This is a genomic window from uncultured Microbulbifer sp., from assembly GCF_947504145.1.
Taxonomy (GTDB): Bacteria; Pseudomonadota; Gammaproteobacteria; order Pseudomonadales; family Cellvibrionaceae; genus Microbulbifer.
Map to the genome: position 1 here is coordinate 830,349 of NZ_CANNGQ010000001.1, position 23,854 is coordinate 854,202.

The window sequence follows — 23,854 nt, forward strand, 5'->3', positions numbered from 1 at the left end:
AAAAATTCCTAAGGCCAAAACCAGAGCACCGCCAACCCGGCGGTAAACGGGATGGCAAACAGTGCCAACACCCACCGGAATAGCGGTAGACCGCCGAGAAAACCCGCCGCTCCCGCCTTGAAGGCCAGGTTTGCGAGACTTGCGATCACCATGGCGCGCCAGGCGGTATGCACCTCCATCGAGCCAGACGCAGCGAGGTTGGCGGTGGATAACGTAATGGCGTCCACATCGGTAAAGCCTGAAATCAATGCCACCACGTAAATCCCCTGATCGCCGAGGTATTCCTTGGCAGCCGCGATGGCCAGTACAACCAGCGCGTAAAGTGCGCCAAAAATTAGCGCCGGCTTCAATTCTGCCGGGTTTCCGGGCTCCGGCATGGCATCTTCCCGCTGCTGAACACGCAGGTAGGCAAGGCCACACACCACCAGGTTCACCGCAAACAACAGTACCAGTGGCGGTAGAAACGCGCTCAGCTTGCGCGGTGCCACTACCGTAATTTCCACGAACATTCGGATAAACATGCTGGTGGAGGCGATCAATATCACCAGCGCCGCAAGACCGGCGGCTTTTTGTTGCGTACGCGCCATACGTGCATAGGTTACGGTGGTGGCCGTTGACGAAATAAGCCCGCCAATCAGCCCGCTCAAAAGAGTTCCGGCTTTCGCACCGGCTATCTTGTACGCGGCATATCCACCGAGCCCGATTCCCACAATCAATACGACAAGCAGCCAGATGGAAAACGGGTTCAGTACGTCGTAGGGGCCGAAGGTGCGATTGGGTAGTACAGGCAAGATAATCAGGGAGAGCACCGCAAACTGCATGATCGACCGGAGATCTTTCTCGGAGAGTTTTTCTACGAACGCGTGCATACCTGGTTTGAAATGCAGCAAAACGGCGATAGTGCCGCCGACCGTAACTGCCACCGTTTTATCGCCCAATACAAGAAAGGCTCCAAGCAGGTAAACCAGTAGAGCACTGACTTCCGTGGTAATGCCTGCTGTATCTTCGTCACCCCGCAGTCGGTCCAGATTGCCGAGCAGTATCAAAGCAATCATCGCCAGCAGGCCGGTCAACATCAGCCATTCCATGCCCGGGCTGAGACTCAGCTGCGCCGTCAGAGCGCCAAATAGCGCAATCAGTGGAAATGTGCGAATACCACCAAGGCGATCGGTTGTGCGCTCGCGCTGGAGGCCGATCAGCAAACCCAGGCCGAGGGCAATGGCGAAGGCGGCAATGCTTTCTGCGTCGAGTAGTGGTGCGGTGGTAGTGGTGGACTCTCTGGGGGAATTCATGGCTGATGTGAGTTTTGAAGCATCACATCAGTTTAGAGGAGGGGAATGAGCTCTATGGCCTTCCTGTGTCACTGAAGTGCCAGATACAAAAAAGCCCAACTACCTCAGCGGTTGTTGGGCTTTTTTGTTGGGTAGAAGTGAAAGACTTTTAAAGCCTCAGATTCTACTCATGATATGGCGGTGGGATAGGGATTCGAACCCTAGGACCTGTTACAGTCAACGGTTTTCAAGACCGCCGCTTTCGACCACTCAGCCATCCCACCAAATTGTGCAGCGCATTATACCGAGGTGTTTTGCGGGTACAAGTACTCGGGATATTTTTTTAGGAACTTCAATGGGTTAGCTGCAATTTTAAACAGCTAACCCACTGGGTTCTGATACGCGTTGTCAGCCTGCTTCGGCGGAGCCGGAGCTGTTTTCCGTGCTGGCACTGCGTTTTGTGCGCGGGTCGTTGGCCGGGCGCTGGAGTGCGCGCGGGCTGTGCTCAATGTTGGCCGGTTGGGCGGTGTCGAGCGGTCGCAGTTCGCCAACTTCCGGGCGGGCAGTGACGACCTGGAAATCAACCAGAGGTTTCGGGTTGATACGTGGGTCGTTGCTGGCGCGGCCGGGGGAGCCGGTTTTAGCTGCCTGCTCTGGCGCTGCCGATACAGGTTGGCTGGTCTCGGCTTGTGCTTCAGACGCTTGTTCGCTTGCGGCTTGCTGGGGGACTGCAGTGCTGGTGCTTGTTTCGGCTGCGGCATCAGTTGATGGCTCAGCGTCAGCGGCCAGATTGGCTGCGGCTTCTTCCTGATTCTCCGCGAGGAAGTCACCTTCCGCGTGGGTCTTCTGGGTTTCTGCCGATTCCTCAGTTTTCACGTCCGCTGTAGGTGCTTCAACCACATTGGCAGCGGCCTCGGGCTTGGGCTCTTCCCGCGGTGCGTCTTTTGCGGCTTGCTCTGCAGTCTGCTCAGCGGCTTTGGGCTTGCTGGCTTTCGCAGGCTCGACGCTGGGTTCGGCTTTCTGTTCCGCCTTGGCAGGAGCATCTTCCGTCTGCGTTTCTGGGCGTACCTGTGCGTCCGCCCAGGGCTGTTTTGCTTGGGGCTCGCTTTCCGGCTTGTCAGTCTGCTTTACCGCTGCTTGCTCTTGGGTTTGAGCTTCGGGCTTGCCAGCCGGCTTGTCGTCGCGCTCGCGCTTCGCCCGCGGCTTGCGCTGCTGGGGCTCGGAGGATTGCTCAGACTTGGCGGTAACGTCGCTGTCACTGCTAGCGGGAGATTGAGTGGACTCCTGCTGCGCATTTTCTGCCGCATTTTCGTCCCGTCTGTCTCCACCACGGCGACCGCGGCGACGGGGCTGTGGGCGACCGCGCACGTTACTTGGGCGGCGCGCCGGACGTTGCTGGTCATCGCTGGAGCCGCTCGCTTCCGCTGCACTCTCCACGTTGGTGTTTTCGACCTCGGCGTTGGTGGTTTGCGGCTCGTTACGACGGTCGTTGCGATCTCCGCCACGGCGTCTGCGGCTGCGGCGTTGGCCTTCGCGCTGTCCGTCGCGACTGTTGTCACGATTGCTGTCACGCGCGCTCTCACGATTGGAGTCGCGATTGTCGCGGTTGTCACTGCGGCGATCGTTGTTATCGCTGTCGTCACGGCGCTTGTCGCCGCGTTTGGAGCGGGTGTCGTCCCTGCGGTCATCACTGCGCTGGTCGTCGCGACGTCCGCCGCGATTTCCTCGACCGCGTCCGCGGCCACCGCGCTGATTACGGTTGCGTTGCTGGTAGTTTTTGCCACGGCCGTCCGACTTTTTGTGTTTCTTATCGGACTTTTCTTCTTCCTCACTGCTGAACAGTGCGGAGATTGCGCCGACAAGGCGGCTGAGCAGCCCAGGCTTGGACTCCTCTTTTGCCTTGGCTTTGGCTTTGGGCTTGGCGACTGGCGTGGGAGCCGGTGCGGTGTGTGCGATCTGCTGCACCGCAGGCTGGGCCGGCGCGCGCAGCGGCTCTTCGTCTTTGTCCTTTTCCGCCGCTTCTTCGATAGTGCCGGAAATCTTGTAGGAGGTTTCGACGGTGGTCTCGTCGTCGCGCAGGCGCAGTACTTCGAAGTGCGGGGTTTCGAGGTCCTCATTCGGCACCACGACAACACGAGTGTTGTTGCGGGATTCGATATTGGAAATGGCTTTGCGCTTTTCGTTCAGCAGATAAGTTGCCACGTTCACCGGGGTGATCGCGCGGATTTCTGCGCTGCGCTCTTTCTTCGCTTCTTCTTCTACCAGTCGCAGGATGGAGAGGGCGAGGGACTTGGTACCGCGAATGGTGCCTTGGCCGCTACAGCGGGGGCAGACACGGAAGGTGGTTTCGCCGAGGGACGGACGCAGGCGCTGGCGAGACATTTCCAGCAGGCCGAAGCGGGAGATGCGCCCGACCTGTACCCGGGCGCGGTCCATGCCGAGGGCCTTTTCCATACGCTTTTCAACTTCGCGCTGGCTGGACTTGCTCTGCATGTCGATGAAGTCGATGACTACCAGTCCACCCATGTCGCGCAGGCGCAGCTGGCGAGCAATTTCGTCGGCGGCTTCCAGGTTGATAGTGCGGGCGGTTTCCTCGATGTCGCCGCCTTTGGTGGCGCGAGAGGAGTTGATGTCGATGGAGACCAGAGCCTCGGTAACGTCGATTACGATGGAGCCGCCGGAGGGCAGCTTCACTTCACGCTCGAATGCGGTCTCGATCTGGCTCTCAATCTGGTAGCGATTGAACAGCGGAATATTGTCGTCGTAGAACTTTACTTTGTTGGCATAGTTCGGCATTACCTGGCGGGCGAACTCGGCGGCCAGCTGGTAGGCACCGTTCTCGTCGACGATGACTTCGCCGATATCGTCGCGCATGTAGTCACGAATTGCGCGGATGATGACGTTACTTTCCTGAAACAGGAAGTGAGGTGCTTTGGAGTCGTCGGCTTCCTGCTTGATGGCATCCCACAGTTGCAGCAGATAGGTGAGGTCCCATTGCAGCTCTTCGCCGCTGCGGCCCACACCGGCAGTGCGCACAATGATGCCCATACCGGAGGGAACTTCCACGCTGGACAGGGCGTCGCGCAGGTCGCTGCGCTCGTCGCCCTCAATGCGGCGGGAGATACCGCCGGCACGTGGGTTGTTTGGCATCAGCACCAGGTAGCGGCCAGCGAGGCTGATAAAGGTGGTGAGTGCAGCGCCCTTGTTGCCGCGCTCTTCTTTATCGACCTGGACGATCACTTCCATGCCTTCTTTAACCACATCCTTGATCTTGATGCGGCCGTCGATGTCTTTCGGCTGTTTGAGGAAGTATTCTCGGGAGATTTCTTTCAGCGGCAGAAAGCCGTGGCGCTCAGCACCGTAATCGACAAAGGCGGCTTCCAGGGAGGGTTCTACGCGGGTGATTTTACCTTTGTAGATATTGGCTTTTTTCTGTTCGCGGGTGCGATTTTCAATATCCAGGTCGTACAGCCATTGGCCGTCGACCAGTGCAACTCGCAGCTCTTCTGGCTGGGTTGCGTTGATCAGCATTCTCTTCATGCGTCTATTTTTTCCTTGCGTTGTGCGAAGGTAAAAACACCGCTGAAGCTCGCAGGCTTTGGTGTGGCCACGGGGTAGAGGAGGGCATGCCCTGGCAACTATCGCCGTGTTGTATGCACTCTCTGCAGGGGCGCTAGTGGAGCACCTGCGGTATGCATACATTGTTAACTCTGGATACCGGTTCTCAATTGGGTATCCGCTTCCTGTCAGGCCGGCTCCGTATAGATCCCGGGCGGGTCCTGACTGCTGCCCGGTGTGGGGCGGCATGGGTCACATCTTTTCTAGGCTCCGGGGCCGGCTCGTGGCTGGGCCCTTTGGACTGTCTAGTTGTTGCCGGCGGTGCGAGCGTGCCATTTTGCATCACTTGCAGGGGCCGGGGGCCAGTTCGGTCGCTGGCGCAAATTCGCGGAGCGAGATGTGACGAATAGAGTCTGTTCCAAGCGCTGCGGGCGTCAGCCCGTCTTACCTTCGCAAAAATTCCCGCGGTTACGGGGTCGTGTCGGCGAGAGCTTCGGGAGGGGCTTCTAAGGCCAGGATCCCTGGGCACCATCTTGCGACGCGCTCTTGAAGAGTCTCGCCGACGGAGTTTTGTTGATAACGCGGTTTTCCGCGCACCGGCCCGATTAGCGGTATTTTCTCAAGAGCGGCACCTGAGTTTTTGTATAGCAGAAAAACCGTGCACCGCCGAAAACCAGCCCCAATTCAGGCCGGCCGAATATACCACGGTGTATCAGGAGCGGCAATCGCGGTGCTTCAAATGGCGGGAGCTTGGGGCTATCATGCGCCCCATGCGAAGTAACCCCCCCAAAAATACCCCCAAATCCGTCGATTCCCGCAGCGAAGGCGCCACTGATGCGCCGGGCAAACTGGGGGATGGCGTGCAATTTCTTACGGTGCCTGAGGAGTTGGCCGGTCAGCGGATCGACAACTTTCTACAGGCTCGACTCAAAGGGGTGCCGCGCTCCAGAATTTACCGGATCTTGCGCAAGGGCGAAGTGCGGGTAAATAAAGGACGGGTGAAGGCCGAGTACCGCTTAAAAGGGGGTGATCAGGTGCGGGTGCCGCCGATCCGGGTGGCCGAAGTGTCCGCGCCGGCAGTGGCCGGGGAGTCCCTGCGCCGAACACTCGAGGCGGCCATACTGTATGACAAGGGTGGCCTTCTGGTGGTGAACAAGCCTGCGGGCCTGGCTGTGCATGGCGGCAGTGGGGTTCGCCTTGGTTTGATTGAGGCGTTGCGCCAGATGTACCCGCATAGCCCATTTATGGAGCTGGTACACCGGCTGGACCGCGACACCAGTGGCGCTATCCTGGTGGCGCGCAAGCGCTCGGTGCTTCTGCACGTTCAGTCCGAGTTGCGCGCAGGTAAGCTTGGCAAGTCCTACCTTGCGCTGGCGGCAGGAAAGTGGCCGCGAGGTCAGAAACTTGTGGAGGCGCCGTTGCGCAAAAATACACTGAAAAGCGGTGAGCGGATGGTGACTGTGGATGGGGAGGGTAAGCCATCCACCACGCGCTTTCAGGTGGAGGAGCGCTTCAAGGGTGCAACGTTGTTGGCGGCAGAGCCGGTGACCGGTCGCACCCATCAGATTCGAGTGCATGCGCAATTCGTTGGCTGTCCGCTGGCGGGTGACGTCAAGTATGCGACGGATGAAATTAACGGCGCGTTTCGCGCGCTGGGCCTCAAGCGCCTGTTTCTTCATTCTGCAGGCGTGCGTTGCACGTTGCCAGATGGGGCTCGCGTCGACGTGAAGGCACCATTGCCATCAGAGCTTGAATTGGTTTTGGGTGCGCTGCGAAAGGGGTGAGCTGCCTGTGTGTCTGGTGATCCATTGGGTTTGACGGTAGGGGAAGGTTGGCGATGCTGGTGATACTCGATTGGGACGGCACCGTGTGTAATTCTGAGGCGCGCATCGTTTCCTGTATGCAGCGTGCGTCTGATCGGGTCGGGTTACCTGTGCTTGAGCCTGCGGCCATCGGCAACATCATCGGCCTTGGCCTGCCCGAGGCGATTGCCGCGCTTTTCCCGGAATCCCACAGTGAGCAGCGGGCCCGATTGAGAGGCTTCTACTCAGAAGAGTGGGTCGCCGCACGTGCTGAGCCGCTGCCGCTATTTGACGGTGTGCTGGTTACGCTGGATCAGCTGCTCGGGGCCGGTCATCAGTTGGCGGTGGCGACCGGCAAGAGTCGTCGCGGGCTTAATCGCGAGTTTGAGGATCACGGCATCGGCCACCTTTTCCCGGTCAGCCGCTGCGCAGACGAAACTGCCTCCAAGCCGGACCCGAAAATGCTGCGCGAGATTTTGGCGGAAACCGATGTGGATGTGGCGGATGCGGTTATGGTGGGGGATACCGAGTATGACCTCAAAATGGCGTCCGCAATCAATATGGCGTCGGTTGGTGTGAGTTACGGCGTGCATAGCCGTGAGCGACTGGACGGTTGTCGCCCCCATCGGATCATTGATCACTTCACTGAGCTGCTGGAGTGGCCGCCGCTGGTGGCGTGATTCGGCGCCTTTTGCGCCGAATTTGTATGCTTTGTTCGGCTTATCCCCTAGCCAGTGCGTCGACGCCATAAGGCTTGAGGGTGTCAATCAGTCGAATCAGTGGGAGTCCGACCAGAGTATTTGGGTCATTCCCTTCCATTTTTTCGAATAAAGCGATTCCCAATCCTTCGGCTTTAAAGGAGCCGGCACAATCCAGGGGGTTGTCCAGTTCTACGTACTGCTCGGCCTCTGCCTGCGTCAATTTTCTGAAATGGACCTGGAATGGGTCGCAAATGGTGGTGTGTGTGTCAGTGTTGCTGTCCATCACGCACAGGCCGGTATGGAACGTGACTGTCTGTCCGGCGCAAAACAAAAGCTGCTCTACTGCATTTTCTCTGGTGCCTGGCTTCCCGAGTTTTTTCCCTCGGCATTCGGCCACCTGATCGGATCCGATAATGATGGCGTCGGGAAATTGGCCGCTCAGGGCGCGGGCTTTTTCTGTGGCGAGCCTGGTGGCCAGTGCAGGCGCGGATTCGCCCGGTAATGCTTCTTCATTTATATGGGGGCTTGCGGACTCGAAGGGTAATCGCAATTTCTCGAGAAGGGAGCGGCGGTAGGGTGAGCTCGAGGCTAGAATCAGTCGACGCATGGGCATTGGCTTGCTGGTTTGAGAGGTTGTTCCGGCTGGGTTTGGCTTGCTGATCATGCGGCGGTTGAATTGTTTTGACAAGGCTCTGACGAGTCCATAGAATTGCGCGCTTATGTCGATACCCCCCCAGAAATCTGCGCTTCCGCGACGCATTGATGCACGAAAATTAGTGCAGCGTGAACAGCAGTTGGATGGTACCGTTCCGCGGGAAGAGCTTCCCCGGTTGGTAGCGTCTACCGAGTCAGTTGTAGGTGACATTGCAGTAACATTGGCTTTTGCCAGAGATCTGCAGCGTCACCAAGTGGCTACCGGGCATCTTCAGCTGGAGGTCGAGCTGTTATGTCAGCGCTGCCTGCAGCCGGTGAGCGAGCAGATTGAAGCGGAGCTTGCGTGGGGCTTTGTGTGGTCGGAAGAGCAGGGCAAGTCATTGCCCAGATCTCTCGACCCGGTGATACAGGATGGCGATGAGCTGGATCTGTATCAGGCATTGGAAGATGAAATTTTGCTCAACCTGCCGATGGTGGCTTTCCACGATCAGGAGTGTGTCCCCAGGGAGGCATTCCAAAGTGGTAGTGAACAGCCGGAAGCGGAAGAGCAACAGGAAAACCCCTTTAAAGTACTGGAACAGTTGAAGGGTTCGTCAAGCAAGTCTTGAGAGTTGTTTGAAGGGTTAGGGCTCGCCGGTAGGCGCCCCGGTTCCGGTGTTAACTGTTAGTTATGTATAGGAGCACCAAATGGCTGTTCAGAAGAGCAAAAAAACCCGTTCCCGTCGCGGCATGCGTCGCTCTCACGACGCTCTGAGCGGACCGACTCTGTCCGTTGATCCGACCACCGGTGAGAAGCACCACCGTCACCACGTGACCAAAGACGGTTTCTATCGCGGTCGCAAAGTGATCGACATCGGCAGCTCTTCCGAAGAAGAGTAAGCTTTGTCCAGCCAATTACGATTGGCCGTGGATGCGATGGGCGGGGACTTAGGTCCCCGCTCTGTCGTTCCGGCCTGCGCAAGATTCCTTATCCGCTATCCCCAGGCAGAACTGAAATTGTTCGGCCCTCGCTCCCAACTGCAATCCCTTCTGATCAAGCAGCCGCCTTCGGTGCGTGAGCGCCTTGAAGTGGTTGACTGTGTCCAGGTGATTACCCAGGGCTGCAATCCTGTGCAGGCGCTGCGGCACAAACGCGAATCCTCCATGGCACGTGCGCTGCAAGCGGTGGAAAGTGGTGATTGCGCAGCCATGGTGACCTCTGGCAATACCGGTGCATTACTGGCCCTGGGGCGCAGCATCCTGGGAACTGTGGAGGGAGTGCGCCGACCCGCGCTGGGGAAATCACTACCGACCGCGGACGGCTCCTGCTTTCTGCTGGACCTGGGGGCGAACGTTGACTGCAGCGCAGAAGATCTGGTGTTGTTTGCCCACCTGGGGCGGGAGGCGCAGCGCGTATTTTCGGGTAAGGAAGATCTCGCGGTAGCGCTGTTGAATATTGGTGCCGAGGAGCACAAGGGTACCGAAGAGATTCGTCGTGCCGGCAAATTGCTGCAGGCGGACCCCTCGATTCATTACGTGGGGTTTGTGGAAGGGCACGATATTTTTACCGGTATCGTTGATGTTGTGGTCTGTAATGGTCTGATGGGCAATGTGGCGATGAAATCCGCTGAGGGTGTGATTCGACTAATAGGTCAAAAGACGTTTACGATCGATAAAAAAGCGCCGATTAAGCGTTTTTTTGGCCAATTAGCCATAAATCTGTTGCGAAAATGGCGCGCACAGCTAGAACCCGGTCGCTATAATGGCGCCAGCTTTTTGGGGCTGGAAGGTAACGTCATTAAGAGTCATGGCGGTGCCAGTAGCGAAGCGTTTTACCGCGCGATGCTGACCGCAAAGGAGTGTGCTGAGTCCGATCTGGCACACCAGCTTGGCAGGGCGATGGCACTGCAGGCGCAGCAGCAGACAGGGTCCGACTAGTGCGGCCCTGAGTATTTAGCGGTCTAAAACGTCCAGCCAGCCCTACCATTTAAGGCTTCACCCACTTGGTTAAAGGATGTTCCATGACCAACCCAGTTTTGGCGTTTGTATTTCCCGGCCAGGGCTCCCAGCAGATTGGTATGCTGGCGGAAGCTGCCGAGGCCTTCCCGGAAATCAGCGCAACCTTTTCACAGGCTTCCTCTGTTCTTGGCTACGATCTGTGGGATCTCTGCCAGAACGGCGCACAGGAAGATATCAACCTCACCGAAAGAACCCAGCCTCTACTGCTGACCGCCAGTGTCGCGCTGTATCGCGCCTGGCAGGCCCAGGGCGGTGTAACACCAGCACGTATGGCTGGTCATAGTCTGGGTGAATGGTCCGCACTGGTCTGCGCGGGCGTACTCCAGTTTGAAGACGCTGTGCGCCTGGTGCGTGAGCGCGGTCGCCTGATGCAGGAAGCCGTTCCGGCGGGCGAGGGCGCCATGGCCGCAATAATTGGTCTCGATGATGACGCGGTAGAAGCAGCGTGTGCCGACGCGGCCCAGGGCGGAGTGGTTACCGCAGTCAATTACAACTCGCCGGGCCAGGTGGTGATTGCAGGCAGTGCCGCTGCCGTTGAGCGGGCTATGGAGGCCTGTAAGGCGGCAGGTGCCAAGCGTGCACTGCCACTGCCGGTCAGTGCACCCTTCCATACTGAGCTGATGCGCCCCGCGGCAGAAAAACTAGCGCCGCACATTGAGGCGACAGAGTTTCACGCGCCGGAAACCCCTGTTATCCATAATGTGCATGCCAAGCCGGAATCCGATCCTGCAGCGATCAAGTCTCTGATGGTAGAGCAGATTTACAGCCCGGTGCGCTGGACGGCATGCGTTCAGGCGATGGCAGCGGCGGGCACTGAACAGTTGGTTGAGTGTGGTCCGGGCAAAGTGCTTGCGGGGCTCGCCAAGCGCATCGATCGCAGTCTCACTGCTCGCAATATTGAAACAACGGCGCAGATGTCAGAAGCCGTACAATCCACCGCACAATAACAGACGAAGCCCTCTACATTGCGCTGCGCGCAAGGTTTGGGAATCGGGAGAAATTATGACAGTTTCAACTTCACTTGAAGGCAAGGTGGCACTGGTCACTGGCGCGAGTCGTGGCATTGGTGCGGCTATTGCCGACCTGCTGGGCGCTCAGGGTGCTATCGTCATTGGTACTGCCACCAGCGCCGGCGGTGCGGAAAAAATTTCTGCACGCTTCGCGGAAAAGGGCGTCAAAGGCTCCGGCAAAGAACTGGACGTGACAAACCTGGAAAGCATCGCAGCGGTACTGGAGTCTGTTAAGGCTGAATTTGGCGCTCCCACCATTTTGGTGAATAACGCGGGCATTACCAAAGACAACCTTCTTATGCGCATGAAGGATGACGAGTGGGAAGATGTGTTGAACACCAACCTCACGGCTGTTTATCGCGTTAGCAAAAGCTGCTTGCGCGATATGACCAAAGCCCGCTGGGGCCGCATCATCAATATCAGCTCTGTCGTGGGTAGCATGGGTAATGCGGGTCAAAGCAATTACGCGGCCACCAAGGCCGGTGTTGGCGGTTTTGCCCGTGCGCTGGCGGCTGAAGTTGGTTCTCGCGCTATTACCGTGAACACTGTGGCCCCAGGTTTTATTGATACCGATATGACCAAGGTGCTGCCAGACGCGCAACGTGAAGCGCTGCTGGGCAAGATTCCTCTCGGCCGTCTGGGTGCTCCGGAAGAGATTGCATCCGTCGTCGCATTTTTGGCCAGCGATGCCGGCGGTTATGTGACCGGAGAGACCATTCACGTGAATGGCGGCATGTATATGGGCTGATTTTCCTTCGAGAAAATCGCCGTAAGTGATTGATTGGTAAGTTAATTTTTATCATTCATTGGTTGCGGGGAGGCGGTGCATTACAACCCGAAAAAATCAGGGTACAATGCCGCCTCGCAATAACCGTAAGCTGTGTTAGCCGGTTACTGAATCACCACATGTTGTGGGTAAACTTTAAACAGTGACCAAAACAGATTTTTATCCACTAGGAGTTAAATTGAATCATGAGCAGCATTGAAGAGCGCGTAAAAAAGATCGTTGCTGAACAACTGGGCGTGAAGGAAGAAGATGTAAAGCCTGAAGCATCCTTTGTTGAAGATCTGGGCGCTGACTCCCTCGACACAGTTGAGCTGGTAATGGCTTTGGAAGAGGAATTCGAAACCGAGATCCCTGACGAAGAAGCAGAAAAGATCACTACTGTTCAGCTGGCCATCGATTACATCAACCAGAACCTCGGTTGAGTCCTGCTGGATAGCTTAAGTAACGGGTAATGTTACCCGGTACTGTTGTACTGCGAGAGCCGTTCTATGTTGCATAGCGCGGCTCTCCGTCTATTTGAACCTTGTGAAAAAACGACCGGCAGACGTTAAAGAGTTACCGGCGTGTTTGATTGATTTCGGGGGAGGCGCAAGTGACGCGTAGAAGAGTTGTAATTACCGGAATGGGCACTGTCAGCCCGCTGGGAAATACCCTGGAAGATACCTGGCCTGCCTTGTTGGCAGGAAAAAGCGGTGTCGTTCCTATCGAGTCATTTGATGTATCGGCGTTTAGCACACGCTTTGCCGCGACGGTAAAAGACTTTGACCCCGAGCCTCATGTTGCGCAAAAAGAAGCGCGCAAGATGGACATGTTTTTACAGTACGGCCTCAGCGCCGGCATTCAGGCTGTAGAAGACAGCGGCCTGGAAGTGACCGACGTAAACGCTCCGCGTATTGGTGCCTGCATTGGCTCCGGCATGGGCGGTATTGCTGCCATTGAAAATAACGCGATGCTGATCGCGGAAAAAGGCCCGCGTCGGGTTTCGCCATTTTTCGTTCCGGGCGCCATCATCAATATGGTTTCCGGCAACCTGTCCATTAAATACGGCATGAAAGGTCCCAACCTTTCCACTACCACTGCCTGTACTACGGGCACTCATGCCATCGGTCTGGGACTGCGCACGATTCAGTACGGTGATGCCGATGTGATGGTGTGTGGTGGTGCCGAGATGGTGACCACACCGGTAGGTCTGGGCGGCTTCTGCGCGGCCCGCGCCCTGTCTACTCGCAACGACGACCCGCAGGCGGCCAGCCGCCCGTGGGATAAAGATCGCGATGGCTTTGTACTGGGTGAGGGTGCTGGTGTCCTGGTGCTTGAAGAATACGAGCACGCCAAGGCTCGCGGTGCGAAAATCTACGCGGAGCTGAGTGGCTTCGGCATGAGTGGCGACGCTCATCACATGACTTCGCCTCCCGAAGACGGCGCCGGTGCGGCACTGTCTATGGAGAATGCGCTGAAAGACGCTGGCCTTGAAGCTTCTGCGGTGCAGTACATCAATGCACACGGCACTTCCACACCACTGGGTGACAAGGCGGAAATCGCGGCAGTGCGTTCCATTTTTGGTTCCAACCTGGATCAGGTCGCCGTGAGCTCCACCAAATCCATGACCGGACACCTCCTGGGGGCTGCCGGTGCTATCGAGGCCATATTCTCCGTGTTGGCCATCCGTGACCAAGTGGCTCCACCGACGGTGAACCTCGACAACGTGGATGAGAATTGTTCCGGCGTAAACCTGGTGCCGCATACGGCCCAGGAAATAAAGATCGATGCGGTGCTGTCCAACTCGTTCGGGTTTGGTGGAACCAACGGCTCGTTGATTTTCCAGCGGGTTTAATTCTGTGAGGGTGCTGGCTGGGAAGGGTTTTATTTCGGCCAGCACCGGCGTCTTCCTGTGACACTTCCCAAGTCTACGTTTCTGTCTGCCACGGGCCGGCAAACAGCTTTGCCGGCTGACGACGAATATTCGTTTGGTGTGCTGGAAACTATGCGTGCCCAGGGTGGCAGGATTTCGCTGCTTTCCGGACACCTGGCCCGTCTTACCCGTTCTGCCCATCCCGACTCGGCAACCCTCGCACGGATTGCGGAGGCTGCTTCAGATATTGCCCGCCACACCGCTACCTGGCCTCAAGGCGCAAGAGTCCGACTTCGTTACGGAGCCCGGAATGGCGCGTTAGTGTGGGATTTTGCGGCCGTGCCACTAGAGGCTGGCTCGGCCTGGGAGCAGGGCGTTGCCCTTGCTCGGTGTAGGACGCCGATTACTCCGGCAGCCTCATCTTCCCCATTTCCTCCCCGGATAGCCGGGCAATCTTCGGAATCGAGACATGGTTTGGCGTATCAGTCTACGCCGGGGTGTAAGTTGTTGCATCGCGGGGTTTATCGCCGTGCAGAAGCGGAGCTGGAGCGCTATTCCGAGCTGCTCCGCCCCGAACTGTTTCACGAAGGGCTGATTCTGGACGAGAATGGGTTGGTCGTGGAAGGGCTGCGCAGTAATCTGCTGGTCTGGAACTGTGGTCATTGGCGGACCCCCAGCTTGCGGGAATGCGGGGTGCGCGGCGTGATGCTGAACTGGCTGGCGAGTCAGGTGGAAATCAGCGAAGATGCGCTTTCGATCCGCGATATTGAACAGGCGGAAGAAGTGGTGGTCTGTAATGCGGTGCGCGGTGTCGTGCCGGTTGTGCAGCTGGCGCTCGACGATTTCCAGGGAGAGTCAGGGGGGGGGAGTGCACGTGAACTGAGCTGCGGCGCGGCCACAAACCACCTTCAGGCATTGGTCGCCGAGGCATTGTGGTAACCGCGGCCGTTTGCTTCGGACCATTTTCATTGTCTTCTGTATTTAACCTCCAATTCTAGCCCCAACTTTTTAACCCCTATAGTAGTAATAACTGGTTGTACGAAACGTGGCGAAAAACAACGGCAATTCCGGCGATAAAACAACGACAAAGCGTAAGGCAGCCAGTGGCACCAGCCGAATGGGCAAATGGGTGCGTAGTATTCTGTTGTTGTTTGTTGTGGGTTTGATTGTCGGTGGTTTTGCATTCTGGTCTGCGCAAAATGCACTGGTTCAGCCACTAGCGTTGCCTGTTGACGGGCTGCGTATGGATGTTGAAACCGGTAGTAACCTTTCTCGAATTCTTGCCCGCCTCGAGTCCGAAGGCGTAGTGCGTTCGCCGCGTTGGGTGCGACTGTACGCGCGGTTCAAAGATCAGAGCAGTATTCATCCCGGGGAGTACATGATTCCCGCGGGTAGTAATGCGATGGACCTGGTGGGGCGACTCAATCGCGGCGATGTCACCCGTTATCGGGTAACTCTGGTGGAGGGCTGGACTTTCAAGCAGGCACTGTCCCAGATTCGAAACTCGAAAAAAATCCGTCAAACTCCGGCAGGGGACTCGATTGAAACTGCTGCGAAAGCATTGGGTATTGAGGGCAATCCCGAGGGGCGGATTTTCCCAGATACCTATGTATATCGCTCCGGCGCGTCAGATCTGGATCTGTTGCGCCAGGCACACGATCGTATGGACCGCATACTCGCCCAGGAGTGGGAAAAACGCGACGAAAACCTGCCGTATAAAGACGCTTATGAAGCGCTGATCATGGCGTCCATCGTCGAGAAGGAAACCGGTGTGCCCTGGGAGCGCGATGAAATTGCCGGAGTATTTGTGCGACGTCTTGGCCGTGGCATGCGCCTGCAGACAGACCCCACGGTAATTTACGGGCTAGGCGACAACTACGACGGCAATCTGCGCCGCGCGGATCTGCGCAATGCCACGCCATACAACACCTACGTGATTGGCGGTATGCCACCTACGCCGATTGCCCTGCCGGGGCGCGAAGCCATTCATGCGGCGCTGCACCCGAAAGATGGGAACAGCTTGTATTTTGTCGCCAAGGGCGACGGCTCCCACCATTTTTCATCGACGCTCAATGAGCACAACCGCGCTGTGCGCGAATATCAGTTGAAGCGTCGATCCGATTACCGGTCCAGTCCGGCAAATAACACACAAAGCGATTAGCCACGAATTCATGTCACATCAATCTTCAGGCAAGTTCATTACCCTCGAGGGGGGAGAGGGTGTCGGGAAATCGACCAACCTTCGTTTTATCACGCAGTGGCTTGAACGCCGTGGTATCGAATTTATCCAGACTCGGGAGCCCGGTGGCACGCCGTTGGCGGAACAGTTGCGCACGCTGTTGCTGGAAAAACGCGACGAACCGGTAGACCCCACTGCGGAACTGCTGATGGTATTTGCCGCTCGGGCACAGCACCTGAGCCAGGTCATCAAGCCTGCACTGGCCGCCGGAAAATGGGTGGTCTGCGACCGCTTTACTGACGCGACCTATGCCTACCAGGGTGGTGGTCGTGAGCTCGACCGCGCATTGATCGCCGAGCTGGAGCAGACGGTGCAGGGCGCGTTGCGACCCGATCGAGTTTTGTTGCTTGACCTTGACCCGGCCGTCGGCCTGCAGCGGGCTGCATCCACAGGTGAGGCCGACCGCTTCGAAAGTGAGCAGTTGGCGTTTTTCAGCAAGGTGCGCGCAGCGTACCGGGAGCGGGCGGAAGCGGCACCGGACCGCTATGCGGTGATTGATGCATCCCACCCATTGGTAGACGTACAGGCGCAGCTGGCGCGTGAGCTTGAAACCATCGCAGGTGGCCAATGAGCAAGGCTGCAGGCAAATCGGAAGCGCCACCTGTGGTGCAGCCGGCCATTCCGTCGCCACTGCCCTGGCAGGCGGCCCAGTGGCAGCGTCTGGGTGCTCAGTGGACGGCAGGGCGCTGCCCGCACGCGCTGCTGGTCAGCGGCCAGCCCGGGCTGGGAAAGCGGCGTTTTGCCGATGCATTTGCCGCATTATTACTGTGTGACCAACCTCGGCACGGGCTTGCTTGCGGAGAGTGTCGCGGTTGCCAATTGCGTATTGCCGGCTCTCATCCGGACTATGTCCGGGTGGTGCCCGAGAAAGTGCAGGGCCCGCTGAAAGTAGAGCAGATTCGTGAGCTGGGTGAATTTGTCGGCCGCACCAGCGCGCGCGAAGGGGCTCGTGTCGTGTGGCTGGCGCCAGCGGAGTCGATGAATATCAACGCGGCGAACGCGTTGCTGAAAAATCTTGAAGAGCCATCCGGCTCGGTGATCTTTCTCCTGATTACAGACAACCCTTCCGGCTTGCTACCCACTATTCGCAGCCGCTGCCAGACCATTGCTTTTCCGGTGCCGCCGCATCAGTCTGCGCTGCGCTGGCTGAGCGATAGCGGCGTGGAGGGTGAGCTGGCCAGTGGCGCCCTGACACTTGCGGGTGGTGCGCCGCTGTTGGCTGTGACGCTGATGGAGCCGGAAGCCCGGGAAATCCGCGATCAGTTTCTGGCCGATATCACCGCGCTTACGCGAGGAGATGAAAACCCGGTAACCCTGGCCGGGCGTTGGGAATCGCCGGGAGAGGGCGCTGACCTCAATCTGCTACTGCAGTTCTGGCAGAGCTGGTTGGGGCAGATGCTGAAGGCGCGCACCACCGATCAGGCGGTTGACGCTCCGGTGATGGCGCTGTTGCAGCGGCTGCCCGGATCCGGCCCTGAGAGTCAGCGCCCGTTGTTCGCGTTCTATGACCAGCTCTTGAAGGCCCGTGGTCTGCTCTCGGGCAACAGCAACCCGAACAAGCGCTTGTTGATGGAAGAACTGTTGATCCGCTGGTCAGCACTGTTCCGTTAGAATCCCCCGGCTCGCCAGCCGGCGCTCCGGTGGATTCGGTGTGCCGCAGTGGACAGGGTGCCCGTTGGCGGGTAAGTTACCAAGCTGGCACAAAGGCAGGGGTACCTACGAGCCTTCGTCCGTAGTGCACAAAAAAACGACAACACTGAACCAGAAAAAAACCGGTTGTTTCCTAAACGGGGTTAAGTATGAAAGGAATGGGGGGCGGTGCCCGCAACGGTATCCTGTCGCTGAAAATTCAGGACAAGTCCGTGCTCTATGCGGCCTATATGCCATTCGTCAAAAATGGTGGCCTGTTCATCAATACGGATAAAACCTACAGCCTGGGTGATGAAGTTTTCCTGCTTTTGAGCCTGATGGACGAACCGGAAAAGCTGCCGGTGGCCGGTAAGGTAGTATGGATTACCCCCAGCGGAGCCCAGGGCAACCGCACGCCGGGTATTGGTATCCAGTTCAGTGACAAAGAGAATATGGCGCAGGGCAAAATTGAAACCCTGCTGGCGGGCTCTCTAGAATCCAGCCGTCCGACCCACACTTTGTAGCCTTCCTCCTTCAGTATTCGATTCAGGGCGAACTCGCCTCGTCAGGCCCGATGCCAAACCGCGCGTATCGGGCCTTCAATCTGTATAATTCCCGCGTCATTTCCCTGGCTCCAGTGGCAATACCCCTGGGGCCATGATCAAAAGACCGTCCATCAACAGAAGAGCATCATGCTGGTAGATTCCCATTGTCATCTCGACAGACTCAAACTGGATAAATTCGACGGAGACCTGAACGCGGTGCTCGAGCTGGCACGCAGCCGCGGTGTCGGCAAGTTCCTGTGCGTCGGGATCAGCCTGGAGAACGTGGATGCTGTGGTCAGCATTGCCGGGCGTTACGACGATGTGGTGTGCTCTGTGGGCGTGCACCCGCTGGATGTGGAGTCCGGGTTGGCGGAGGTTGAAAAGCTGAAAGCACTTTCCACCCGCCCCAATGTCGTTGCCCTGGGCGAGACCGGGCTGGATTACTACTACAGTACCGAAACCAAAGAGGTGCAGCAGCAGAGCTTTATCGCCCACTTACAGGCGGCCGCCCAGGTGGAATTGCCGGTAATCGTACACACCCGCGACGCCCGCGAAGATACGATCAATCTGATTCGTGAGCACGGTAGCCGCGAGCACGCCGGGGTTCTGCACTGTTTTACCGAATCCTGGGATATGGCCAAAGCGGCGCTGGACCTGAATTACTACATTTCCCTGTCTGGCATTGTGACGTTTAAAAACGCCGAAGAACTGCGCGATGTTGCCCGGCAGGTTCCCCTGGACCGGTTGCTGGTGGAAACCGATTCCCCATATCTCGCACCGGTTCCGTATCGCGGCAAGCCCAATATTCCTGCCTACGTGCGTGAGGTGGCTGAGTTTATTGCCGAGTTGCGCGGAATTTCCTATGAGGAACTTGCTGCGATCACCACCGAGAATTTTTATCGACTATTCCCTCGCGCTGCTTGATCGCGGCCTGAAGGACTGATTAGGAAGCACCTATGTCACAAGCAGCGTCTCAACAACAATTGCAGACCATGTTGGCCCTGCAAGACGCCATCAATACCGTCGTCAATGACAATTGGCGCGAGCAGAATTTCGCCTGGTACCGGGCAATCTGGGTAGAAAGTGCCGAATTACTGGACCATTACGGTTGGAAGTGGTGGAAAAAGCAGCAGCCGGAAATGGAGCAGGTAAAGCTCGAGCTGGTGGATATCTGGCATTTTGGTTTGAGCCTGGAGCTGCAGCAAGGATCACCGGAAGCGGTTGCCAGCAAAATGCAGGCGCAGCTGGAGGGCGCTCGGCCGGACATGGGCGATTTTCGCGAGAATCTGGAAGCTTTTACCCTGAATACCCTCGCCACTAAACAGTTTGACCTGCCGGGCTTTGCTCAACTGTTGGCCGATTGCGAAATGGGCTTTGACGAGCTTTACCGCCGCTACGTGGGCAAAAACGTTCTCAACCGGTTCCGTCAGGATCACGGTTACAAAGATGGCAGCTACCAGAAAACCTGGCAGGGGCGGGAAGATAATGAGCACCTGGCGGAGATTGTTCAATCTTTAGATGCTGCAGCAGAAAATTTCAGCAACCTGCTCTACGAAGCACTAAAAAATCGTTATCCGGGCTCTCAGAAGGATTTGGCCTGACAGATTTGGTCTGTTTTCTCTCAAGTTACAGACCAAAGGATAATGAAATTAATTGGCAAGGCCCTATAATGCGGGCGCCTGAAAACAACGGAGATACATCGTGAAAGCACCTGTTCGTGTTGCAGTTACCGGCGCCGCCGGCCAGATCAGCTACTCGCTGCTGTTTCGCATCGCTTCTGGCGAAATGCTTGGTAAGGATCAACCAGTTATTCTTCAGCTGCTGGAAATCACTCCTGCACTGGAAGCGCTGAAAGGCGTCGCTATGGAGCTGGAAGACTGTGCCTTCCCGCTGCTGGCTGGCATCGTACAGTCCGACGACGCGACCGTTGCCTTCAAAGACGCGGAATATGCACTGCTGGTCGGCGCGCGCCCGCGTGGCCCGGGTATGGAGCGTAAAGATCTGCTGGAAGCCAACGCCGCGATCTTCTCTGCGCAGGGTAAGGCCCTGAACGACGTTGCCGCGCGCAATGTGAAAGTACTGGTTGTGGGCAACCCGGCCAACACCAATGCACTGATTGCCCAGCGCAATGCGCCGGACCTGGATCCGCGCAACTTCACCGCCATGACCCGTCTGGACCACAACCGTGCGTTGACCCAGCTGGCGAACAAGACCGACTCCACCGTCAACGACATCACCCACATGACCATCTGGGGCAACCACTCTGCTACTCAGTACCCTGACCTGTACCAGGCCAAGGTGAAGGGTGAAGATGCCATGGGTAAAGTGGATCAGGAGTGGTACGAGAGCGACTTCATCCCGACTGTTCAGCAGCGTGGTGCAGCGATCATCAAAGCCCGTGGCGCTTCCTCCGCTGCCTCTGCAGCCAATGCCGCTATCGACCACATGCACGACTGGGCGCTGGGTTCTGCCGAAGGCGACTGGACCAGCATGGGCGTGTACAGCGATGGTTCCTACGGCATCCAGGAAGGCCTGATCTACTCGTTCCCGGTTGTTTGTAAGAATGGCGACTGGGAAATCGTACAGGGCGTAGACATCAATGATTTCTCCCGCGAGAAGATGACTGCGACCGAGACCGAACTGGCGGAAGAGCGCGACGCCGTTGCGCACCTGCTGCCGTAAGCTTTTACTTTTCTTAAGGTAAACAGCTACAAAAAAACCCGCACATTGTGCGGGTTTTTTTGTTTGTGCTGAGAAAACTCAGAATTTCACATTGCGCGGTGTGCGCGGGAAGGGAATGACATCGCGGATGTTACCCATGCCGGTCACGTAGGACACAATACGATCGAAGCCGAGCCCGAAACCGCCATGAGGTACGGTGCCGTAGCGGCGCAGATCCCGGTACCAGTCCAGGTGCTCTTTAGGAACATCCATCTCATCCATACGCGCGTCCAGCTTGTCGAGGCGCTCCTCGCGCTGGGAACCACCGATAATCTCTCCGATACCCGGGGCGAGTACATCCATCGCCGCTACCGTCTTGCCGTCGTCGTTCATGCGCATATAGAAGGCTTTGATGTCCTTCGGATAGTTGAGCACGATCACCGGCTTCTTGAAGTGCTTCTCGGCCAGGTAGCGTTCGTGTTCTGACGCCAGGTCGATGCCCCAGGAGACCGGGAATTCGAACTTCTCTTTGCACTTCTCCAGAATCTCGATGGCCTCGCAGTAATTGATGCGTGCGAAGTCATTATCGATGATGTTTTCCAGTCGGCTGATGGCGTCCTTGTCGATGCGCTGGGCAAAGAACGCCATATCGTCCGGGCGCTCTTCCAGTACTGCACGGAACACGTATTTCAGCATTTCTTCCGCGAGGTTGGCACAGTCGGCCAGGTCGGCAAAAGCGATCTCCGGCTCGACCATCCAGAATTCCGCCAGGTGGCGAGTGGTATTGGAGTTTTCCGCCCGGAAAGTAGGGCCGAAGGTGTACACCTTGGACAATGCCAGGCAGTAGCTCTCGACATTCAGCTGGCCAGAGACGGTGAGGAAGGTCTCTTCACCGAAAAAATCCTCGGCGTAGTCCACGTCGCCCTTGTCGGTCAGGGGCAGGTTGGTCTGATCCAGGGTGCTGACACGGAACATTTCACCGGCACCCTCGCAGTCGGACGCGGTGATGATCGGCGTATGAATGTAGTTGAAGCCGCGCTCGTGGAAGAAGCGGTGCACGGCCTGGGCGATACAGTTGCGTACCCGTGCAACGGCGCCGTTTACATTGGTGCGCGGTCGCAGATGCGCGTGTTCACGCAGGTGTTCCATGCTGTGTCGCTTGGGCGACATGGGGTAGGTGTCCGGGTCTTCCACCCAGCCCACCACGGTGACGCTGGTAGCGAGGAGCTCAATGGATTGCCCTTTACCCTCGGAAGGCTTGATGGAGCCCTCGATATCCACCGCGCAGCCAGTGGTCAGTCGCAGGACTTCAGACTGGTAATTGTTGATGGAGGATTCCACTACAACCTGGATCGGGTCGAAGCAGCTGCCGTCGTGTACAGCGAGGAACGACAGGCCCGCTTTGGAGTCCCGGCGGGTGCGGATCCAGCCCTGAACGCGGACGGTTTCGCCTTCGCGCTGGCTGGATTTTAAAAGAGTATCAATGGATTCAGCGTGCATGATGGTGCTCTTGTTGTTCGCGTGTGCTGGTGTGGCCTTCCCCGGGGGCAATTCGTGCCCGGGTACTTACGCGGCTATCTATCTATATGCAGGTCGTAAACGCGGCTTGTGGTCGCGCACGGCAATTAGCGCCGGCATCTTGCCCCCTGATAGCGGGAAAATCCAGCCCCTGGGTTGCGGCCAGGTGGCGCGCCGGTGAGTGGCCGCAGTGACTGGCCGGTACGCCATTCGTTGTTGAGTGTAGATTATTCCGCGTCAGCGAGGGTGCGGCGCTCAGGGGATAGGGCGGAGAATCGTGACCCTTGGTTCCAAAAATCGCTGTCCTACACTGAAATTATCACAGTGATGGATGATGTACTCATGGTCAAAGAAGTTGGCGGCGCGCGTGGGCGCCGGGCCTGTATCCTCCTCGCGCCCAATCAGTCCATGTCCATGGCGGGCAATCTCTGGGTGTTCATTTCCCTGGTCGCGGTATCCCTCGGTATCAGCGTGGCGTTCGCGTTAGCGGGTGCCTGGATGGTGATTCCGTTTGCCGGGCTCGAAGTGCTGCTGCTGGGTGTGCTGTTCGGCTATGTCTATATGGAAGGCACTCGCCGGGAAGTGATCCAGATCAGCGATGAGCGCGTAGTGCTCGATACCAGCCGAGGCAGCCTTAAACGCCCGGTGTACCACACAGAATTTGATCGAAATAGCCTCGCGGTACTGGTGCGGATGGGCCCAACACCCACTGAGCCGTCCTCGGTAACGTTCGCCGGTCCCGAGGGCTGCCTGGAAATAGGGGAGTTCCTCACCGATGCGGAAAAGGCCGCGCTGGTGGAAAAACTTGGCAGCTGCGGCCTGTGCGCGCGCAAGGAGCAGAGTTACCAGCTGCAGGACTTTTGATGCGCCCTTACCGCAGGTGAGGATCTATTGGATATAATCCCTCCGGCCCGCTTCCTCAGAAGCGGGCTTTTTTACAGCTATTTGTTTTATTCAGCAGGGGAGAGAAGACCATGGCACACCCAAAGATCGGCAACCTCGCACCGGTATTCACACTGAAAAACCAGAATGGCGAAAAGGTGGCCCTCAAGGATTTTCGGGGCAAAAAAAATGTGGTGTTGTATTTCTACCCTAAAGCCCTCACGCCTGGCTGCACCACACAGGCCTGTGGCATTCGAGATAGCGCCAAAGAGCTGGAAAAACGCGACACGGTGGTATTCGGTCTGAGCCCGGACCCGGAAGCCAAGCTGCACAAGTTTATGGACAAGCATGAACTCAACTTCGATCTGCTGGCCGATGAAGATCACAAGATTGCAGACAAATATGGCTGTTGGGGGATGAAGAAGTTTATGGGGCGTGAATTTATGGGGCTGATCCGCACCACCTTCATCATCGATAAAGAGGGGCGGCTGCTGCACATCATGGACAAGTTCAAAACCAAAACCCATCACGATGATCTGCTGAAATGGCTGGATGAGAATCTAGACTGAAACAGCTGTGGAAGAGGGTAGACGTACAACGTGACAGGAAAGTCCCTTCGGACGTGACCTGATCTCTGGCGGTCGGTTCTTTTTGTGCGTTGATTAAAAAAAAATGACTGTCGTCCCTTGCATTATCCCCATATGGTCTATACTGGCTTGTGTAAAGGAGCGCCGCTCAACCGTCTGG

General features: G+C 57.3%; 23 protein-coding genes and 1 tRNA gene. 19 read left to right on the forward strand and 5 right to left on the reverse strand.

What is annotated here, in order from left to right:
• Positions 1-8: 8 nt before the first annotated feature.
• The 3 genes from Q1A74_RS03770 to rne form a co-directional block, all read right to left on the reverse strand.
• Positions 9-1,292, reverse strand: a complete 1,284-nt coding sequence (locus tag Q1A74_RS03770; RefSeq protein ID WP_299592511.1) for an MgtC/SapB family protein — start codon at positions 1,290-1,292, stop codon at positions 9-11.
• A gap of 175 nt (positions 1,293-1,467) precedes the next feature.
• Positions 1,468-1,555 (reverse strand) — tRNA-Ser (locus Q1A74_RS03775).
• Positions 1,556-1,679: 124 nt separating this feature from the next.
• Complete coding sequence (gene rne, locus Q1A74_RS03780) at positions 1,680-4,811, reverse strand: ribonuclease E (protein ID WP_299592513.1); 3,132 nt, start codon at positions 4,809-4,811, stop codon at positions 1,680-1,682.
• A 779-nt stretch (positions 4,812-5,590) separates the two neighbouring features.
• Here rne and rluC point away from each other — a divergent pair.
• Together rluC and Q1A74_RS03790 are read left to right on the forward strand one after the other, a co-directional pair.
• The gene (gene rluC / locus Q1A74_RS03785; RefSeq protein ID WP_299592515.1) at positions 5,591-6,613 is read left to right on the forward strand and encodes a 23S rRNA pseudouridine(955/2504/2580) synthase RluC; all 1,023 of its coding nucleotides are present in this window, start codon (positions 5,591-5,593) and stop codon (positions 6,611-6,613) included.
• A gap of 53 nt (positions 6,614-6,666) precedes the next feature.
• Complete coding sequence (locus Q1A74_RS03790; protein WP_299592517.1) at positions 6,667-7,311, forward strand: HAD-IA family hydrolase; 645 nt, start codon at positions 6,667-6,669, stop codon at positions 7,309-7,311.
• A 40-nt stretch (positions 7,312-7,351) separates the two neighbouring features.
• Here Q1A74_RS03790 and Q1A74_RS03795 read toward each other — a convergent pair whose 3' ends face one another.
• Positions 7,352-8,020 (reverse strand): nucleoside triphosphate pyrophosphatase, encoded by a 669-nt coding sequence (locus Q1A74_RS03795; RefSeq protein ID WP_367275354.1) that lies wholly within the window; start codon positions 8,018-8,020, stop codon positions 7,352-7,354.
• An 88-nt stretch (positions 8,021-8,108) separates the two neighbouring features.
• On the opposite strand from Q1A74_RS03795, the gene Q1A74_RS03800 reads away from it, so the two are divergent.
• The 15 genes from Q1A74_RS03800 (at position 8,109) to Q1A74_RS03870 (ending at position 20,728) form a co-directional block, all read left to right on the forward strand.
• Positions 8,109-8,594, forward strand: a complete 486-nt coding sequence (locus Q1A74_RS03800) for a YceD family protein (RefSeq protein ID WP_299592519.1) — start codon at positions 8,109-8,111, stop codon at positions 8,592-8,594.
• A 79-nt stretch (positions 8,595-8,673) separates the two neighbouring features.
• Positions 8,674-8,865 (forward strand): 50S ribosomal protein L32, encoded by a 192-nt coding sequence (gene rpmF, locus Q1A74_RS03805; RefSeq protein ID WP_299592521.1) that lies wholly within the window; start codon positions 8,674-8,676, stop codon positions 8,863-8,865.
• Positions 8,866-8,868: 3 nt separating this feature from the next.
• Entirely contained in the window at positions 8,869-9,903 is a 1,035-nt protein-coding gene (gene plsX, locus Q1A74_RS03810; protein ID WP_299592523.1) for a phosphate acyltransferase PlsX, read from the forward strand.
• Between the two features lie 83 nt (positions 9,904-9,986).
• A complete protein-coding gene (gene fabD, locus Q1A74_RS03815; protein WP_299592525.1) occupies positions 9,987-10,931 on the forward strand; it encodes an ACP S-malonyltransferase in 945 nt (314 codons plus the stop codon).
• 55 nt (positions 10,932-10,986) lie between these two features.
• Entirely contained in the window at positions 10,987-11,742 is a 756-nt protein-coding gene (fabG, locus tag Q1A74_RS03820) for a 3-oxoacyl-ACP reductase FabG (protein ID WP_299592528.1), read from the forward strand.
• 224 nt (positions 11,743-11,966) lie between these two features.
• The gene (gene acpP / locus Q1A74_RS03825) at positions 11,967-12,203 is read left to right on the forward strand and encodes an acyl carrier protein (RefSeq protein ID WP_010130751.1); all 237 of its coding nucleotides are present in this window, start codon (positions 11,967-11,969) and stop codon (positions 12,201-12,203) included.
• Between the two features lie 170 nt (positions 12,204-12,373).
• Positions 12,374-13,615, forward strand: a complete 1,242-nt coding sequence (gene fabF, locus Q1A74_RS03830) for a beta-ketoacyl-ACP synthase II (protein WP_299592530.1) — start codon at positions 12,374-12,376, stop codon at positions 13,613-13,615.
• Positions 13,616-13,753: 138 nt separating this feature from the next.
• Positions 13,754-14,572, forward strand: coding sequence for an aminotransferase class IV (locus Q1A74_RS03835; protein WP_299593840.1), 819 nt, complete (start codon positions 13,754-13,756; stop codon positions 14,570-14,572).
• A gap of 106 nt (positions 14,573-14,678) precedes the next feature.
• The gene (mltG, locus tag Q1A74_RS03840) at positions 14,679-15,794 is read left to right on the forward strand and encodes an endolytic transglycosylase MltG (RefSeq protein ID WP_299592532.1); all 1,116 of its coding nucleotides are present in this window, start codon (positions 14,679-14,681) and stop codon (positions 15,792-15,794) included.
• 10 nt (positions 15,795-15,804) lie between these two features.
• Positions 15,805-16,443, forward strand: a complete 639-nt coding sequence (gene tmk / locus Q1A74_RS03845; RefSeq protein WP_299592534.1) for a dTMP kinase — start codon at positions 15,805-15,807, stop codon at positions 16,441-16,443.
• Positions 16,440-17,483 carry a DNA polymerase III subunit delta' gene (locus tag Q1A74_RS03850; RefSeq protein ID WP_299592536.1) on the forward strand — a complete coding sequence of 348 codons (1,044 nt, stop codon included), beginning with the start codon at positions 16,440-16,442 and terminating at the stop codon, positions 17,481-17,483. The genes tmk and Q1A74_RS03850 overlap by 4 nt, the downstream gene beginning before the upstream one ends.
• 188 nt (positions 17,484-17,671) lie before the next feature.
• Positions 17,672-18,025, forward strand: coding sequence for a PilZ domain-containing protein (locus tag Q1A74_RS03855; RefSeq protein ID WP_299592538.1), 354 nt, complete (start codon positions 17,672-17,674; stop codon positions 18,023-18,025).
• Between the two features lie 168 nt (positions 18,026-18,193).
• Complete coding sequence (locus tag Q1A74_RS03860; protein WP_299592540.1) at positions 18,194-18,970, forward strand: TatD family hydrolase; 777 nt, start codon at positions 18,194-18,196, stop codon at positions 18,968-18,970.
• Positions 18,971-19,002: 32 nt separating this feature from the next.
• Complete coding sequence (locus Q1A74_RS03865; protein WP_299592542.1) at positions 19,003-19,647, forward strand: dUTP diphosphatase; 645 nt, start codon at positions 19,003-19,005, stop codon at positions 19,645-19,647.
• Positions 19,648-19,747: 100 nt separating this feature from the next.
• A complete protein-coding gene (locus Q1A74_RS03870; RefSeq protein WP_299592544.1) occupies positions 19,748-20,728 on the forward strand; it encodes a malate dehydrogenase in 981 nt (326 codons plus the stop codon).
• Positions 20,729-20,806: 78 nt separating this feature from the next.
• On the opposite strand, the gene asnS is transcribed toward Q1A74_RS03870, so the two are convergent.
• Positions 20,807-22,207, reverse strand: coding sequence for an asparagine--tRNA ligase (gene asnS, locus Q1A74_RS03875; RefSeq protein ID WP_299592546.1), 1,401 nt, complete (start codon positions 22,205-22,207; stop codon positions 20,807-20,809).
• 345 nt (positions 22,208-22,552) lie between these two features.
• Between asnS and Q1A74_RS03880 the strand changes: the two genes are divergently transcribed.
• Together Q1A74_RS03880 and bcp are read left to right on the forward strand one after the other, a co-directional pair.
• Entirely contained in the window at positions 22,553-23,089 is a 537-nt protein-coding gene (locus tag Q1A74_RS03880; protein ID WP_299592548.1) for a DUF2244 domain-containing protein, read from the forward strand.
• A 110-nt stretch (positions 23,090-23,199) separates the two neighbouring features.
• The gene (gene bcp / locus Q1A74_RS03885) at positions 23,200-23,676 is read left to right on the forward strand and encodes a thioredoxin-dependent thiol peroxidase (RefSeq protein ID WP_299592549.1); all 477 of its coding nucleotides are present in this window, start codon (positions 23,200-23,202) and stop codon (positions 23,674-23,676) included.
• The last annotated feature ends 178 nt before the right edge of the window (positions 23,677-23,854 follow it).